Annotated in this window: 15 protein-coding genes; 7 read left to right on the top strand and 8 right to left on the bottom strand. The window is 49.6% G+C overall.

The window, feature by feature from the left end:
- Window positions 1–262 (top strand): amidohydrolase family protein (locus LLG09_02040; GenBank protein MCE5195899.1); only part of this gene is annotated, 262 nt, incomplete at its 5' end.
- A gap of 47 nt (window positions 263–309) precedes the next feature.
- On the opposite strand, the gene LLG09_02045 is transcribed toward LLG09_02040, so the two are convergent.
- Window positions 310–489, bottom strand: coding sequence for a hypothetical protein (locus tag LLG09_02045; GenBank protein ID MCE5195900.1), 180 nt, complete (start codon window positions 487–489; stop codon window positions 310–312).
- 310 nt (window positions 490–799) lie between these two features.
- Window positions 800–2,068 carry an adenylosuccinate synthase gene (locus LLG09_02050; protein ID MCE5195901.1) on the bottom strand — a complete coding sequence of 423 codons (1,269 nt, stop codon included), beginning with the start codon at window positions 2,066–2,068 and terminating at the stop codon, window positions 800–802.
- 169 nt (window positions 2,069–2,237) lie between these two features.
- On the opposite strand from LLG09_02050, the gene LLG09_02055 reads away from it, so the two are divergent.
- From LLG09_02055 to LLG09_02065, 3 genes are read left to right on the top strand one after another with little or no spacing between them, the layout of a single operon-like run.
- Window positions 2,238–3,110 carry a LysR family transcriptional regulator gene (locus tag LLG09_02055; GenBank protein ID MCE5195902.1) on the top strand — a complete coding sequence of 291 codons (873 nt, stop codon included), beginning with the start codon at window positions 2,238–2,240 and terminating at the stop codon, window positions 3,108–3,110.
- Window positions 3,111–3,142: 32 nt separating this feature from the next.
- Window positions 3,143–3,889: a class I SAM-dependent methyltransferase gene (locus LLG09_02060; GenBank protein ID MCE5195903.1), complete on the top strand. Its 747-nt coding sequence runs from the start codon at window positions 3,143–3,145 to the stop codon at window positions 3,887–3,889.
- 36 nt (window positions 3,890–3,925) lie between these two features.
- Window positions 3,926–6,580: a hypothetical protein gene (locus LLG09_02065; protein ID MCE5195904.1), complete on the top strand. Its 2,655-nt coding sequence runs from the start codon at window positions 3,926–3,928 to the stop codon at window positions 6,578–6,580.
- Between the two features lie 111 nt (window positions 6,581–6,691).
- On the opposite strand, the gene LLG09_02070 is transcribed toward LLG09_02065, so the two are convergent.
- Entirely contained in the window at window positions 6,692–7,651 is a 960-nt protein-coding gene (locus LLG09_02070) for a phosphotransferase (protein ID MCE5195905.1), read from the bottom strand.
- Window positions 7,652–8,099: 448 nt separating this feature from the next.
- Here LLG09_02070 and LLG09_02075 point away from each other — a divergent pair, with 448 nt between their 5' ends.
- Entirely contained in the window at window positions 8,100–8,690 is a 591-nt protein-coding gene (locus LLG09_02075; protein MCE5195906.1) for a hypothetical protein, read from the top strand.
- Between the two features lie 114 nt (window positions 8,691–8,804).
- On the opposite strand, the gene LLG09_02080 is transcribed toward LLG09_02075, so the two are convergent.
- The 5 genes from LLG09_02080 to LLG09_02100 form a co-directional block, all read right to left on the bottom strand.
- Window positions 8,805–10,547 carry a [FeFe] hydrogenase, group A gene (locus tag LLG09_02080; protein ID MCE5195907.1) on the bottom strand — a complete coding sequence of 581 codons (1,743 nt, stop codon included), beginning with the start codon at window positions 10,545–10,547 and terminating at the stop codon, window positions 8,805–8,807.
- Between the two features lie 15 nt (window positions 10,548–10,562).
- On the bottom strand, window positions 10,563–12,479 hold the full coding sequence (locus LLG09_02085; protein MCE5195908.1) for an NADH-quinone oxidoreductase subunit NuoF: 1,917 nt from the start codon (window positions 12,477–12,479) through the stop codon (window positions 10,563–10,565).
- A 2-nt stretch (window positions 12,480–12,481) separates the two neighbouring features.
- Window positions 12,482–12,979: an NAD(P)H-dependent oxidoreductase subunit E gene (locus LLG09_02090; GenBank protein ID MCE5195909.1), complete on the bottom strand. Its 498-nt coding sequence runs from the start codon at window positions 12,977–12,979 to the stop codon at window positions 12,482–12,484.
- A 451-nt stretch (window positions 12,980–13,430) separates the two neighbouring features.
- Window positions 13,431–14,153 carry a YdcF family protein gene (locus LLG09_02095; protein MCE5195910.1) on the bottom strand — a complete coding sequence of 241 codons (723 nt, stop codon included), beginning with the start codon at window positions 14,151–14,153 and terminating at the stop codon, window positions 13,431–13,433.
- Between the two features lie 177 nt (window positions 14,154–14,330).
- Entirely contained in the window at window positions 14,331–14,525 is a 195-nt protein-coding gene (locus LLG09_02100; protein ID MCE5195911.1) for a hypothetical protein, read from the bottom strand.
- A 223-nt stretch (window positions 14,526–14,748) separates the two neighbouring features.
- Between LLG09_02100 and LLG09_02105 the strand changes: the two genes are divergently transcribed.
- Window positions 14,749–15,678 carry an aspartate carbamoyltransferase catalytic subunit gene (locus tag LLG09_02105; GenBank protein MCE5195912.1) on the top strand — a complete coding sequence of 310 codons (930 nt, stop codon included), beginning with the start codon at window positions 14,749–14,751 and terminating at the stop codon, window positions 15,676–15,678.
- A partial coding sequence (locus LLG09_02110; protein ID MCE5195913.1) for an amidohydrolase family protein occupies window positions 15,671–16,157 on the top strand: 487 nt, incomplete at its 3' end. The genes LLG09_02105 and LLG09_02110, both read left to right, overlap by 8 nt.

A 16,157-nucleotide genomic window follows, 5' to 3' on the forward strand; every position in this document is an offset into this window, starting at 1 on the left:
CATTCATAAGATGACTGGTATGGTGGCGGACCGTCTGCGTTTGAGTGACCGCGGCCGCATAACCGTCGGCGCCTGGGCGGATCTCACGGTTTTTGACTTCAATACGATTGGAGCCAACGGCAGTATTACACAGCCGACGGAATATCCCAATGGTATCGCCTATGTTCTGGTGAATGGCAAACTGACCTGGGATAACGGTATTTATCACGATGTCCGCGGCGGCAAAGCCATCCGCAATCCCAAACGATTTAGCAAAGCATAATAAAAAATCCGATACCGTCAAAAAGCGGTGTCGGATTTTTTCTTCGCTTATCTTTCGCTGACTGTGACCGTCGGCGGTGTTAAGAGGTGTTTTTTCACATAGCAATGTTCCATTTTTTCCAGGATCGTTGCTTTCTGTTCTTCTGAAAATTCTGCCGGGAAATGAACCTGGAAACGCATTTGGCTGACCATTTTCGTCTCCGGATCTCTTTCGACAAAAAGTTCCATTGTGATTCCGTCAATTGCGATCTGGTTTTTCGTACCGTAACCTACGATACCCGCGCCCATTCAGGCGCCGATACTGGCTTCAAAAAGGTCCATCGGCCCGAAGTTCTCTTTACTGACCAGCAGGTCATGCTTGCCTTCCATTTGAATCAGCGTACCTTTTTCACTGAAAGAATACTTCATAGCAGCCATACGATCTTCCTCCAATCAATTATTGCCTGAATTGTAACAGCTTTTCAGCATCAAGGCAAGTGAATTTTTTCGTTTGGTAAAATTCAGAAACAGCAGCGATTCTCGCCGGGAGCAGGTCGCTTTATCTTTGGAAGGCGGCTTCGCGCGAAGGGCCAACCGATAACCAGCTGGCTTTGACACCGCAGGCTGCTTCGATTAATTCTACATAGTCTCGCGCAGCAACGGGTAAATCCTGCCAGGATCGGGCATTTTGTGTGCTGCAGTTCCAACCGGGCACTTCAATATAAACGGGTTCCGCTTTGGCTAATTCATAGGCCAGCGGCATTCCCTCGACGATTTTGCCATTGATCTTATAGGCTGTGCAGACTTTCAGTGTTTTCAATTGATCCAAAGTATCCAGCTTGGTAATTGCGATATCGGTGAACCCGTTCAACTGCGCCGCATAGCGCAAGGCATTTAAATCAAGCCAGCCGCAGCGGCGCGGACGGCCGGTGGTGGCGCCGAATTCTTCCCCGAAGTTACGCAGATATTCACCGGTTGCATCCTGCAGTTCAACCGGGAAAGGTCCTGCTCCGACTGCGGTCGAGAAGGCTTTGACAATGCCGGTGACAGCGGTGATTTGCTGCGGTGCGATACCGGCGCCGGAAGTTGCTCCGCCGGCGGTGGGGTTGGAAGAAGTACTGTAAGGATAAATCCCCCAGTCCAGATCGCGCATCACACCCAATTGACCTTCCAGCAGAATATTTTTCTGCTGCTTCAGCGCAGCCGCTATGACCGGTAAGGTATCGGCGATGTAGGGTTTGAGTGTTTCGGCAAACTGCAGATATTGCTGAACAATGGCGTCGGCATCCAGCAATTCACCGCCGAAAAAACTGCTGATCAGGTGATTTCCCTGTTCCAGTAATTCAGTAAGGCTCCTGGCAAATTGCTCCCGATCGAGCATTTGACCCATTTGCAGACCGACCCGCAGCGCTTTGGCGGCGTAAACCGGTGCGATTCCACGCAGAGTGGAACCTTGCGCGTTACCGCCGCGGGCTTTTTCCAGCAGCTGGTCCAGGCGGCTGTAGAGAGGCAGTGATAAATGGGCACGGTTCGATATGATCAGATTCTCAGTTGCCACACCGGCTGCATGCAATTTATGCAGCTCTTCCAGTAAATTGGCGGGGTCAATGACCGTACCTGTACCGATGATATTTAAAACTTTCGGGTTGAAGATACCACAGGGGACCAAATGCAGCGCAAATTTACCGTAGGGGTTGACCACCGTATGACCGGCATTATCGCCGCCTTGAAAGCGAATCACAACATCAGCATCCTGAGCCAATAAATCGACGATTTTGCCTTTGCCTTCATCCCCCCACTGGGCGCCAACGATCGCACGAACGGACATGAAAATCATTCCTTTCCTTGCTGCTGAACGAATCAGCGCTTTTAAACTGCCGGTGTTTTTGTCAGCCGGCCTGACCCAACGTTTGCATTATATCATAACTGATTAGAAGAAGGGAAATGATACTTTTACATAGAACAATAACAATATGGAATGTTTAGGAGGTATGCAAATGGATTTTCAGCATCTGCAGACATTTTGCCGAACCGCTGAGACGCTCAATATGACCCGTGCGGGAGAAATCCTCTGTTTGAGCCAACCTGCGGTCAGCAAACAGATTCAAATGCTGGAGCGCGACCTGGGCGGTGAATTGTTCGTCCGGCAAGGCAGGCAATTGAGTCTGAGCCCTCTGGGACAACTGATTTTACCGCAGGCGCACAGCGTGATCCAACAGGTGGAAGAATTGCAGCAGCAGGCGACACAGGCGATCGATCCTTTGCAAGGACGCCTGGTGATAGCGGCGGGCAGCGTCACGGTAGCCTATTTATTGCCGGAGGTTTTAACTGCTTTTCGGCGCGCTTACCCAAGAGCACAGCTGGCTGTGTTTGCCGGAAAGACGACCGAAACAGTGCGTATGGTGGATGAAAGGATTGCTCATATTGGTTTAGTCAGTTCGAAGGTCATTCATCATCATTTGCAGATTGAACCCCTGTTTCATGATGCGATGGCGCTGGTGGCAGCACCTTCGCTGGTGTCGGAAGATCTGGCCTTGCTTGCCGCCGGACCCTGGCTGATTTTTACGCGCGGTACCGGCTTCCGCACCTATATTGACGACTTTTTCGCCGAACATCAATTTGTTCCTCAGAATGTGATGGAGATGGACAGCATCGAAGCGCTGCGCGAAATGGCAATTGCCGGTCTGGGTTATTCTCTCTTACCGCTGCGAGCGGTCAGGGAAGCCATTGAACGAGGTAAATTGCAGGTGATTTATCGGGATAAATTTATCCCTGCCGCCCGCTGTAATTCCCTGATCTATCGGAAAGAGAATTCTTTCTTCCTAAAGGAGGAGTTCCTCAGTCTGGCACGGAAATTTTTAAAAGATTAATTTGAAAAAGTAACCATTTTGGAGGGATGAAAATGTCCGATTTAATGAATGGGTTTATTGATTATTATGCGGCTTTGCTGCAGCCGTCCCTGGAGATGGTCGACTTTTTAAGCAGGGAAATCGGCAATATCTCAACTGCTCATGTGCTGGATGCGGCCTGCGGCGGCGGTGAACTGGCGCATCTCCTGGCGGTGAACGGAGCCGTTGTGACTGCGGTGGAAAGTGAACAAGCTCTGTTGGCCAAAGCGATTGCTTATTCAAACCGTGATCGTGTGCCGCGGGCGCTGCAGTTTGAGGCTGCTCCTTTATTGCAGTTACCCGGCAGCAACGGCAGTTATCATGTCATCCTTTGTTTGAATAATGCCTCCGCCGTACTGCAGGACGAAGCGGAGTATGGCGAGTTTTTCCAACAGGCAGCCAAATTGCTGACCAAAGGCGGCCGCTTAGTCATGCAGTTGTTCAATTATGACCTGCTGGCGGCAACCAAAGAGCAGGATCTGCCGGATCTGGCCAATACCGAAATCGGGATTCGCTTGAAACGTCACCTGGAATTGCAGCCGGAAGGGGACCTTTGTCTGACGACCCGGTTGTCCTTGCTGCGGATTGATGCAAAGGAACTATCGTATCAACAGATTATGTTATATCCCATCCGGAAGTTGCAGCTGCAAAAGATGCTGAATGATGCCGGTTTTAGCGTCATCGATTTTTACGGGGGAATGGATGCCGGCGTCTGGCAGGAAAGTTCACCCTCTACCGTGTTGATTGCGATAAGAGGGTAACCAACGGAACAAAAAAAGAGAATGGAGGCGAAGCAAGTGACCGCGAAAACGGCCGGAAAACGGCTCAAACGGCTGCTGCGGACTGTGCTGCTGCTGGTGTTGAGCTGCAGCCTGACAATAGGCGGCCTTCCTCAGGCAAAGGCTTTCTCTGAAGTGCCGACTTATGATTGGGCAGCTTTGTCGGCCGGCAGCACGCATACGCTCGCCGTGAGCAACGACGGTGAATTATGGGCTTGGGGCGATAATCGTTATTATCAATTAGGAACGGGAGATACCATCAGTCATACCGAACCGGTGCATATAATGAGCAATATCGCTGTTGCTGCGGCCGGTGCTTTCCACAGTATTGCCCTGACAAAAACAGGTGAAATTTATGTTTGGGGTTGGAACAGCCGGGGGCAGTTGGGTCTTGCTACGACGAAAGAGCAAACCACGCCAACCCGTTTACTTTTTGAAACGGTCAGTGCAATCGCTGCCGGACATGAATTCAGCTTGGCGGTGACGGCGAAGGGAGAATTGTTTGCCTGGGGAGATAATAGTTATGGCCAGCTGGGCAACGATTCCAGCACGCAAAAAAGCATCCCGGTATTGGTGATGAGCAATATGGCGAACGTCTGGGCGGGAGATTATCAGGTGCTGGCGCTGGCAGCCGATCACTCGCTTTGGGCCTGGGGACGCAACGATTACGGTCAATTGGGTTTGGGTAATCTGACAACCGTAGAAAAACCTGCGCGTTTGCTGGAAAATGTCGTGACTGCGGCAACCGGCGGTTGGCACAGCCTGGCTGTCAAAAAGGACGGCTCTCTATGGACCTGGGGCTATAATAAAGATGGTCAATTGGGTTATAGCGATTTGCCGCAAACCAATTTACCGCGTAAAATCTTGATGGAAGGGATTCTTGCCGTCTCCGCCGGTGAATATTATTCCGCTGCGCTCTTTCAGAATGGTGACTTGCTGACTTGGGGGAACAATGATTTCGGTCAGTTGGGGACCGGTAATCAGAAAAGCAGCGCAACGCCAACAGTGGTTCAACACGGTATTCTGAAGATTTCGGCCGGCGCTTATCATCTGCTGGCATTACAGCAGGATGGCACTCTGTATGCGGTGGGGGACAATCACAAAGGACAACTGGGTAATGGCAAACCGCTGAAAGCGGCGGTGCCGGCAGCGGTTCTGCAAAATGTCAAGGCAGTGGCAGCCGGAAGCAGCCATGTTCTGGCTTTAAAACAGAACGGCGAGCTCTATACTTGGGGCGAGAATCGCACTGCTCAGCTGGGGATCGGCGCGGCTGTGACGGTTGGTGCGCTTACCTTGCTGAAAAGCGGCATCAGCAGCATCGGCAGCGGCTGCAATCACAGCGCTGCGATCGATGCCAACGGCGGCTTATGGCTCTGGGGGAACAATGATCATTATCAGTTAGGCAATCGTTCGAATGTCAACAGCCAAATTCCGGCGCAATTGTTCGTTGATCCTCTGCATTTGAAAAGTAAAACGGAAACGGTTACGAACCCTGCCGGTGCTGCGGACAGTATTTCTTATCTGGTAGAAACGATTCCGACCGTACAGGTTGTGGGCGGCAAAAATCACAGCATGGCTTTAAAAGCAAACGGGGAGCTCTGGGTTTGGGGTGATAACGCCAAAGGTCAACTGGGACTGGGCGATACGATCACCGTCTGCAAGGAACCCGTCTTATTGATGAGCGGCGTGAAATCGATTGCCACCGGCGATGATCACAGTATGGCGATTTTAACGGACGATTCTCTCTGGATCTGGGGTGATAACACAAAAGGACAGCTGGGCTTGGGTGATCACGTTCAACGCACAAAACCGCAACTATTGGATGAGGCGGTGTCCCAGGCAGCAGCCGGCAGCGCCTCGACTCTTTATGTTCTGCAGGATGGCACCGTCTTTGCCTGCGGCGCCAATACTGCCGGTCAATTGGGGATTGGAACATACGAGCCGCAAAATCTGCCTGTCCGGGTAATGGATGCCATCCGCTGCATCAGTGCCGAAGCAAACACCAGTCTGGCCGTTGGCTTGGATGGGACTCTTTTCGGCTGGGGTAACAACAATTACGGGCAGCTGCTGGAAGAGAATCCGCTGCAGATCAATCAACCGCTAAAATTGATGGAAAATATCAGCAATGCGGCATCAAATGAGTATGCGACTTACGCGCTTGACCGAGACGGCACTTTATTTTTGTTCGGCAGCGGTGTGAGCGGACAACTCGGTAAGGGAGAACAGATGGTCTATCAGGACTGGCAGACCGTCAGGCGTCCGCTCAATGGCAAAGCCAATCAGGTTGTCCTGCGCATCGGCTGGGAAAAGATGCTGGCCATGGGTAAATTGCAGGAAGTGGATCCCGGCCGCGCTACCGTGCCGATTTTGTTGAATTCTACAACTTTACTTCCTTTGCGGGCGGTTGTGGAAGCATTTGGCGGTACGATTTCCTTTGATCAGAACGAACGCCGCACCACGGTCATCCTGTACGGACATCAGTTGCAAATGTGGGTTGGGCAAGCCAAAGTGGAATTGGATAATGTCGTCTACAGCAGCAATCCCCGGACAGGAATGCCGGTGACCGCTCCGCAAATCATCAATGATCGTACGTTTATCCATATCCGTTCCCTGGAATTTTTAGGCTTGCATGTCACTTGGCAGCAGGGAGAACAAACCATCTTCATTGAGTAAGCCGAAGCATAAACAAGAAGCACAAAGCACAAGCTAAATTCTAGTTGTGTTCGGTGCTTCTTTTGGCAACAAACCATTCGATCATGATTGCCGCTGATCTTTCTGTTCCATTTAAACGAAAAGAGAATTGCTGGTCGGGCTTAGAAAAAGGGCTGCTTTTAGAGCTTCTTTTAAAGCAGGTTTCGTATTGAGAGAATCCTGCAGCACAGTAAACAAGAGCAGACGGCGATAGGAGACAAAGGTTTCGAATTGATTCAACCAGGCGGGTGCCAAGTGATTCTCCTGCTCATAACCGTTTAAAAAAGCGGCAACAAATCGTTTGATCGGCTCCGGTTTCGTACAGGGACAATGCATGCCACCATAATCGAACAGCATCCCCTGCAATGTTGTGGCAATATCCGACATGAAAAAGCCGAGGTTGGCAACCTCAAAGTCAAGCAGAGTCAGATTCGAACCGGATACCAGAAGGTGCCTCTGATGATTGTCATTGTGTATAAAACCCAGGTCGTCGGGGCTATGGGGGAACAAGGAAAATTGTTGATGCAGATCCTGCCATTTCTGCCGGATCTCCGGATCTTTACAGAGATCAGAGAAGAATTCTATTTCCTGATCCCAACCGAACAGCGATGCCGATGCCAGGTTTTTGCTGAAATCCTTACTGATCCGATGTGTTTTTCCGGTTAATTTTCCCCAGGATTCCGCAGTTTTCCCGTTTAATTCCGCGCATTTCGGATTTTTACCCTCATGAAATTGCATCATATAACTGACATAGATTGTATTGTGGTCGTAAAAAGTTTCGTAAAGATTGCCATAGGAATCTTTCACAGGACAAGCGATCACCATACCATTTTTGCCGAGGTAATCTGCAAATCTCAGTCTGGTGTCCAGCTTTCTGAGAGACAGAAAATTATCCTGTGGTATTGCTTTTATTTTCAGAGCCATTTTTCCCCTGCGCACCGGGAAACTATAAACAATGCTGTCGGAATCTTCACTGCCTCCGCCAAGAAAGGTCAAGAGATCCGGCCTGGTATCGTATCTGGCTGTCAGAGTAGTTAAGGCGTAGTCAGTCACTCTAAGCAAAATAAGATCCTCCTTATCAGCAGCAATGGGATGGTTGCAAGGTTCGGTTTTTATCATCTGATGCAGTATTGAATAAAAAAAAGCGTATTCTGATTTTAGCATAATTCAGCAAAAAAAACAATATTTAAATCACTTAAATCATAATTTATTTTTTTAAAATGTAACCCAAGACCCGGATCGGCAGAGAAAAAAACCGAAGATCATTAGCGGGAAAAGGAACTGTTTGCATCCTCTTCATCTCTAATTGTGCCTTGAACACTGCGAAAGGAATGGATTTTAAAATGAAAGGCAACATCGGCGTGAAGCCGGCAGCAACTGGTCTTGTAATGCAAAAGCCGTTCCGCTAAAGTAACGCAACAACAGGAAAGCAAGGTCGTTTTGTTTTGAAGCAATTTGCATCGGCTGGGAAACCGTCGATACCAGGAAAGGAGTCTGGAGTGTGAAGAAGAATCGAAATCTGCGAATTGGCCTGGCGGTCTTACTCTTGCTCGCTGTGGGCTGGTCAGTCTACTATTTCAGCCAAAAACCGCCTGAACCGGAAACGAAAGCAGAACCGGAGAAAAATTTCGTGCCGCAACTGTCTCTGAAGATTACAGCCGAACTGAATGGCGAGGTCAAAGAGGTCAAAGATTATCTGATTCTCACAACTCGCTGGCAGGATCAGGTTTATGCATTTGACGCTTATCGAACCGTCTTCCATAAGCGGTTTGTGACGGAAAACAATTTGCCGCAGGTCATTGCCCAGGACAGTAAGGTGAACATACAGTTTCTCGCCGACTTGCCGCAGGAGGTTCAACTCGAACGTGATTTTTATACCTTTGACATTCTGCAGCCTGACGCCAAACCACCGCTCACTGATCTTAGCGCAGAAGTGAAGCTGAGCAAAGAGGAAAAAGGCAGCGGCGGCAGCGCGAGTTTTCAGGTAGCGTATGGGGAATATACCTTCCTTTATTATACTTTGCATTGCCTGTGGCAGAATCAAAATGAATTGACCATCGCAATTCCCATGATGGCGAACAGCATGAAATAAAGCAGCAAAAAAGCAATGGTGTCACTTGGCGGTGACGCCGTTGCTTTTTTGCTGCTTTACCGGGGTAAAAATCGGCGATTCGGGGAAGATGGTTGCCTGAGCCGCCGCCAGTTTCTAGTCGCGTTTGCGCCGGATGTAGTGGGTATGCAGTAATTCATGCGCTTTATGACTGTTCGGCCGATCAAGAAAATCTGCGTAGAGTTTCTGCAGATCGGGATTCTCATGTGAGCGGCGAATTGTTTTGGCTGCATCCGCACGATACAAACCGGCAGCTCTTGTTTTTAAGATTTCCATATTGCCGTGATGGTAGGGCTGTCCGGCTCCGCCGATACAACCGCCGGGGCAAGCCATGACTTCGATAAAGTGATACGGGCAGCTGCCGGCCTGGATTGACTCCATTAAGGTTCTGGCGTTGCGCAGCGTATTGGCGATGGCAACTTTGACTGCCATATCACCGATCATCACAGTCGCTTCTTTGATCCCTTCAAAACCACGTACAGCACAGAAGTCCACTTTTTCCAGACGCTGGCCGGTCATGGTTTCATAAGCTGTGCGCAGAGCCGCTTCCATCACACCGCCGGTGTTGCCAAAAATAACGGAAGCGCCGCTGCTTTCCCCCATCGGGCGGTCAAAATCACTGTCGCTCAAAGTGTCAAATCGGATGCCGGAGTGCTTGATCATATGAGCTAATTCGCGGGTTGAGATAACGATATCGACATCCTGTAAGGCTTGATTGCTCAACTCCGGTCGGTTATTTTCGTATTTTTTGGCCAAACACGGCATAACGGAAACAACAACCAAATTCTTCAGATCGTAGCCCAGTTTCTCGGCATAATACGCTTTCAAGACAGCGCCCAACATTTCATGGGGAGATTTGCAGGTAGAGAGATGCGGCAGCAGATCGGGAAATTTATGTTCCATAAACTTGATCCAGGCCGGGCAGCAACTGGTCAGCATGGGCAGAACGCCGCCTTCTTTGATGCGGCTGATCAACTCAGCGGCTTCTTCCATTATGGTCAGATCAGCGGCGAAATCGGTATCGACAACCTTATCAAAACCCAGGCGCTTTAATGCGGTGACCATTTTGCCGGTGACATTGGTGCCGGACGGATAACCGAATTCTTCACCCAAAGCGACCCGCACAGCAGGGGCAGTCTGGACCACCACAATTTTATGCGGGTTGCGGATTTCTTTAAATACGGCAGGACTATTATCCACTTCCGTTAAAGCAGCGGTAGGACAAACGGCGACACACTGTCCGCAGAAAGTGCAGGAGGTGTCAATCATGGGAATATGAAAAGCGGTATCGATGCGTGTGTCATAACCGCGGCGTACACCGGAGTAGATGCCCATTTTCTGCACTTCGTTGCACACAGTTTCGCAGCGCCGGCAGAGAATACACTTTGTGGTATCCCGCACGATGGAAAAACTGGAAGTATCCGCTGCCGCTTCGGGGACAGGCGACTCAAAAGGCAAGTGTTCAATCCCCATTTCGCTGGAAAGCGCTTTCAATTCACAGGAATCGTTGCGTTTACAAGTCAGGCAGTTATGCGGATGGTTAGAAAGCAGCAGTTCCAGGATGGTTTTACGGGTTTCCACAGCGCGGGCTGAGTCCGTGCGGATGACCATACCTTCGATCACATTGGTGGAGCAGGAGGGAGCCAGATTCTTGCGGCCGACGATTTCTACCAGACAGACACGACAGGAACTGGACTGACATTTCACGTCAACATCCGGTAGATTCATATAGCAGAGAGAGGGAATTTTGATGCCGATGGCTTTGGCGGCATCCAAAATTGTAGTACCGGCTTCAACGGAGACCGCTAAGCCATTGATGGTCAGATTGACGATAGACATAGGACCGATCTCCTCCTATTTCTGTATAATGGCTTTCCGGGGGCATTTGCTGGCGCAGATACCGCATTTTAAGCACTTGCTTTGGTCAATGATGTGAGGTTGGCGAACTGCGCCTTTGATGCAATTGGCGGGGCAATTCTTCGCGCAAAGAGTGCAGCCAATGCAGAGTTCGGGCTGGACTTCATACTGCAGCAAAGCGGTGCAGACACCGGCAGGACAGCTTTTTTCCTGAATATGCGCGATATACTCGTCACGGAAATAATGCAAAGTACTCAATACCGGATTGGGAGAGGACTGACCCAATCCGCAGAGGGAAGCTTCTTTAATGATATTGCCCAAAGATTCCAATTGATCCAAATCTGCCATGGTGCCTTCCCCTTGAGTGATTCGCTGCAGGATTTCCAGTAAATATTTATTACCGAAACGGCAGGGCGTACATTTCCCGCAGGATTCTTCCACGCTAAAACCGAGATAGAATTTGGCGAGATTGACCATGCAAGTGGTTTCATCCAGAACGATCATGCCGCCGGAACCCATCATCGTGCCGATCTTTTGTAAAGACTCGTAATCAATCGGTGTGTCCAAATGCTGCGCGGGAATGCAGCCGCCGGAAGGACCGCCGGTCTGCACGGCTTTCAAAGCTTTGTTGCCGACGATACCGCCGCCGATTTCATAAATGATTTCACGCAGGGTCGTACCCATGGGAACTTCGATCAAACCGACATTGTTGACTTTCCCGGCCAAAGCGAACACTTTCGTGCCGGCGCATTTTTCGGTTCCGATGGTTCGAAACCAATCAGGACCATTGTTGATGATAGGGCAGATATTGGCAAGTGTTTCAACGTTGTTGATCACGGTCGGTTTCCCATAGATCCCTTTATTGGCGGGATAAGGAGGCTTGTTGCGCGGTTCCCCGCGGTTCCCTTCTACCGAAGCGATCAAAGCGGTTTCTTCCCCGCAGACAAAGGCACCGGCGCCTAAACGCAGTTCGATTTCAAAAGAAAAATCGCTGCCCATGATATGCTGACCGAGTAAGCCAGCTTCTCTGGCTTTTTCAATCGAAAAAACCAAACGACGGATTGCACTGGGATATTCGGCGCGGATATAAATGAAACCCTGGTTGGCGCCGATGGCATAACCGGCGATGGCCATAGCTTCCAGGATGCTGTGAGGATCGCCTTCCAGAACGGAGCGGTCCATAAACGCGCCCGGATCGCCTTCATCCGCGTTGCAGCAGATATATTTTTGCGGTTCTTTTTCCACTGCGGTAAAAGCCCATTTATTGCCGGTAGGGAAGCCGGCGCCGCCGCGGCCGCGCAAGCCGGATCTTTTCACTGTTTCAATGACATCTTGCGGCGTCATTGAGGTAATGCATTTTCCCAAAGCCAAATAACCTTTTTGAGAGATGTATTCTTCCAGGCTGGCAGGATTGATCACGCCGCAGTTACGGGTGGCGATGCGGACTTGTTTCTTAAAAAAAACAGCGTCATCATAGTTGGTTATGGCGTTTCCTTCCCGGGCGCCTAACAGCAGATGTTCCACATAATGACCGTCGCGCAGATGAGAAGTGACAATTTCCTCTACATGATCCGGCGTGATCTTCGTGTACATGATGCGTTCCGGATGCACCACCACAACAGGACCTTGTGAGCAAAGTCCAAAGCAGCCGGTCCGGATAATCTTCACTTTATCCGTTAAACCGTATTTTGCAACGGCAGCATCCAATTGATCGGCAATACCGAGTGAGTTGGAAGCCGCGCAGCCGGTATCGGCGCAGACCATGACGTGGATTTCCGCGCTGTCCGCCCGACAGCCTTCGGGCAGCCGGATAAAATCAGGTGCAAGATTCTCTTTTCTTAAGCGAAGATTTGTCCTGACTTTTTCCTTTTCATAGAGAGCAAGCAGTTGCGTATAGGAAGTGATCGGTTGCATTCTTATACACCCCCTTCGATTTGGCTGTATTCACTGAGAATTTGAGCGACATCCTCCGGTTTGACATGGCCATAGACTTTGTTATTGATCATCACGACCGGCGCTAAACTGCAGGCGCCGACACAGCGCACCGGAGTGATGGAAAATTTAAAATCAGGCGTCGTTTCTCCGCTTTTGATCTGAAGTTGATTTTCAAATTCTTTTAGAACCGCTTCCGCACCGCCTACGAAGCAAGCGGTGCCCAGGCAGACATTGATGTTGCTTTGACCGCGGGGAACCATGGTAAAAAAGGTGTAGAAACTGACAACTCCATATACCTTGGCTGTGGAAATATCCAGACGTTCGGCAATATGAGATTGAACATCCTGCGGCAGATAACCAAAAAGCGATTGCGCGTGATGCAGAACAGGAATCAAAGCTGATCCTTTATTGGATATGGATAATGTACCGATATACTGATCCAATTCGCTAAATTTGCTTTGCATGCAATTGCATACCATCGGTGAAATTCCTCCCCTTTGATTGTAATTTCAAGTAAATTGTCAGCTTGGGAGCTATTTTTACCAGATACATCTGGATAAAGTATAATCTTTTTGAGGTAACAAGTCAAATTGTCGAAAAATTCGATACATTTTTACTGTATTACTATTTAATATTATTTTATTTGCAAAGACGCCCTTGTTTGTGAAAAATTTCTTGATATCAAGTCCAATTGGCTAAATTTCGCAAAATAGCAGAGCCAATTTTATAGAATTTGGCTCTCATTGCTTCTCTGTATGCGGCATAAACAAAAGTGAACATAGAAGTAATAATTAAAACATACAAAAAGTAGCTGGAAATAGAAAAACCATTGCAATGGATATTCCCAAATTGCAATGGTTTTTTGATGATTTCCCTATTTTTTGTATGTTTGAAATTCGGTTTTTCAATGAATTTGTTTCTTATCTGCAGTCATTCAATTTGGTAGTCCCCTTTGGGGCGATCATTCGTGCAATCTCCGTTACCGTCGAGCGGTATCACTTCACCCAGGATAGTTGGCGGCGGCTTCAGAATCACCTGAAAGAAGTCTTTGACGCGCGCTGCCATCTCTCTGGTGCTGTAATAGGATTGACCGGTATAACTACGGGAATCGGAAGCAACACCGCTGGCATCCAACCCAAGCGCGCGCGCCACATATAAAGCCCGGTAGAGGTGATAGCGCTGGGTAACGATGACGATTTTTTCAGCTTGAAAAATCTCTTTCGCCCGATAAAGACTTTCATAAGTGGAGAAACCGGCGTGATCCATGAAGATGTCGCCGGATGCTACTCCGTGCGAGATGGCGAATCGTTTCATGGTATTGACCTCATCATAGTCGATCTGTCCATGATCACCGCTGACCAGTAATTTATCTGCGGCGCCAAGCTTATAGAGGGCGATGCCTTGCAGCAGGCGGTCTTCCAGCATATCGCTGGGAGAGCCGTCGGCTGCAAGGCCTGCACCTAAAATCAAAATACAGTCTGCCGCCAGGGAAGCAGTTTTGTCCGGGCTCAGAATATGTTGTTTTACGCTCAGCATCACGAGAGCGTTGATCGCCAAAGGGGCGGCTAAAAGTGCCATCAGTGTGCTTAGGATAATAGGAAGGAAAGAAGGATGTTTTTTTGAAGTCGGGTTACGTCTGCTCGCCTTGTGCATTTGCTTTCCTCACTTTCCTCATTTCTTTTCTGCTCCCGCAGGACCCGGAATTGCTTTGTCTTAATTCAGTATAACACAAGCTGTTGGCTCAATCAAATGCAGGAGAAGAAAGTTTATGGATTATTCAGAATCAGTAGAAAGAAAAACGCTTGCCTGTGGTTCTTATCGTGATCCGGTTCAGCAGAACCCGCAGTAGATTTCGGCTTGCGCATCCATTCCGGCCTGACACAAGACATGACGGCATTCCGCTGTGCCGCCCGCCGGCAGGAACAACCTGTCCGCACTTGCCGGGCTGCCGTGAACAGCCGCTTGCACCGGCCGGTTGGGCAAGCGGCAGACGCAGGCTTGTTTATAAAAAATTACGCTTGACAAGCTTCTTTCTATCTCTTATACTACAGGGTAGTAACCAGCTATATCCTTTAAGTTCGGCCCCGTGAGGCGAGCAAGGTGAGGGGGTAACCATCATGTTGACGTACACGTTTATCCTTTTTTATACAAGGGATAGACGTTTTTTATTACCCTTTTTCAGGTCAGGCAAACCGGACGGATCGGGAGAAATAACGGAGAAATAACAAAGAAGGGAAGTGGGCAGCTCTTGCAGCTCAACAGTAAAGATGTTCTTGGTTTAGAAACCATGTCTCGCAGTGAAATGGAACTGATCATTGCAGAAGCAAAAAAAATGAAGCAGCTTATCGGGCAACCGGTGAAAAAAAGGACGGATTTAAGAGGAAAAGTTGTAGTCAATCTTTTTTTTGAACCTTCTACCCGCACACGCAGTTCATTCGAATTGGCGGGTAAGTACCTGGGAGCGGACGTGATTAATATCACAGCTTCCACCTCCAGTGTGGTCAAAGGAGAAACCTTATTGGACACCGCTCTCACGATTGACAGACTGGGGACCGATATTTTAGTCATGCGTCATGCTGCTTCCGGTGCGCCGCACTTTTTGGCAAAACAATTGCACTGCAGCGTGATCAATGCCGGTGACGGTATGCATGAGCATCCGACGCAAGGCCTGTTGGATCTTTATACGATGCTGGATAAATTAGGCGACCTGACCGGCAAGAAGATGGTACTGCTGGGTGATATTGCGCACAGCCGGGTGGCACGATCCAATCTTTACGCGATGCTGAAATTTGGCGCCAGGGTCACGCTCTGTGGTCCGAAAACGCTGCTGCCGGTACAAGCCGCGCAATGGGGTGTGAAAGTGACCAGCGATATTGAAGAAGCGGTGCAGGATGCCGATGTGATCAACGTGCTGCGCCTGCAGTTGGAGCGGCAAAAGAAAGGCCTCTTCCCCAGCATCCGGGAATACCATGCCAACTGGGGTTTGGATGAGCGCCGTTTGCGTCTGGCGCATCCCAATGCCTTGGTGATGCATCCGGGTCCTATGAACCGCGGTGTGGAAATTGCATCTGCAGTGGCAGATTCGCTGCAATCGACCATTGAAGAACAGGTTACCAACGGTGTGGCCGTGCGGATGGCTTTATTGAATCTTTTAGCGGGGAGTGAAAGCCATGACTAAGCTCTTATTAAAAGGAGGGCGTGTGATCGATCCGGTGCTGCAGTTGGATCAGATCAGTGATCTTTTGATCGAAGACGGACTGATTTGCAATCTGCAGCCGGAGATTGCGGCTGCGGGGGCGGAAATCGTGGATTGCCGCGGTAAAATCGTGGCGCCTGGATTTATTGACGCCCACGTGCATCTGCGGGAACCCGGTTATGAATATAAAGAAGATATTCACAGCGGCAGCAAAGCGGCTGCGGCAGGCGGATTTACGGCCGTTTGCTGTATGCCGAATACCGACCCTGTTTGTGATAACCGCAGCGTAGTAGAATACATCCTGCGCCAGGCGGCAATTGCCGGCGGCGCACGCGTTTATCCTTTGGCCGCGATTACCAAAGGAGAAGAGGGCCTGGAACTGACTGAAATGGCCGACTTAAAGGCTGCCGGTGCGGTTGGCGTTTCGGATGACGGCAAACCGGTGGTCAATGCCGAAGTAT

The sequence above is a fragment of the Negativicutes bacterium genome (genome assembly GCA_021372785.1).
Taxonomy (GTDB): Bacteria; Bacillota; JAAYKD01; order JAAYKD01; family JAAYKD01; genus JAJFTT01.

Excerpts from the sequence above, each read along its gene's own strand:
- LLG09_02045 (MCE5195900.1), bottom strand. The coding sequence starts at position 489 with ATGGAACTTTTTGTCGAAAGAGATCCGGAGACGAAAATGGTCAGCCAA.
- LLG09_02050 (MCE5195901.1), bottom strand. The coding sequence starts at position 2,068 with ATGTCCGTTCGTGCGATCGTTGGCGCCCAGTGGGGGGATGAAGGCAAA.
- LLG09_02055 (MCE5195902.1), top strand. The coding sequence starts at position 2,238 with ATGGATTTTCAGCATCTGCAGACATTTTGCCGAACCGCTGAGACGCTC.
- LLG09_02060 (MCE5195903.1), top strand. The coding sequence starts at position 3,143 with ATGTCCGATTTAATGAATGGGTTTATTGATTATTATGCGGCTTTGCTG.
- LLG09_02080 (MCE5195907.1), bottom strand. The coding sequence starts at position 10,547 with ATGTCTATCGTCAATCTGACCATCAATGGCTTAGCGGTCTCCGTTGAA.
- LLG09_02085 (MCE5195908.1), bottom strand. The coding sequence starts at position 12,479 with ATGCAACCGATCACTTCCTATACGCAACTGCTTGCTCTCTATGAAAAG.
- LLG09_02090 (MCE5195909.1), bottom strand. The coding sequence starts at position 12,979 with ATGGTATGCAATTGCATGCAAAGCAAATTTAGCGAATTGGATCAGTAT.
- LLG09_02095 (MCE5195910.1), bottom strand. The coding sequence starts at position 14,153 with ATGCACAAGGCGAGCAGACGTAACCCGACTTCAAAAAAACATCCTTCT.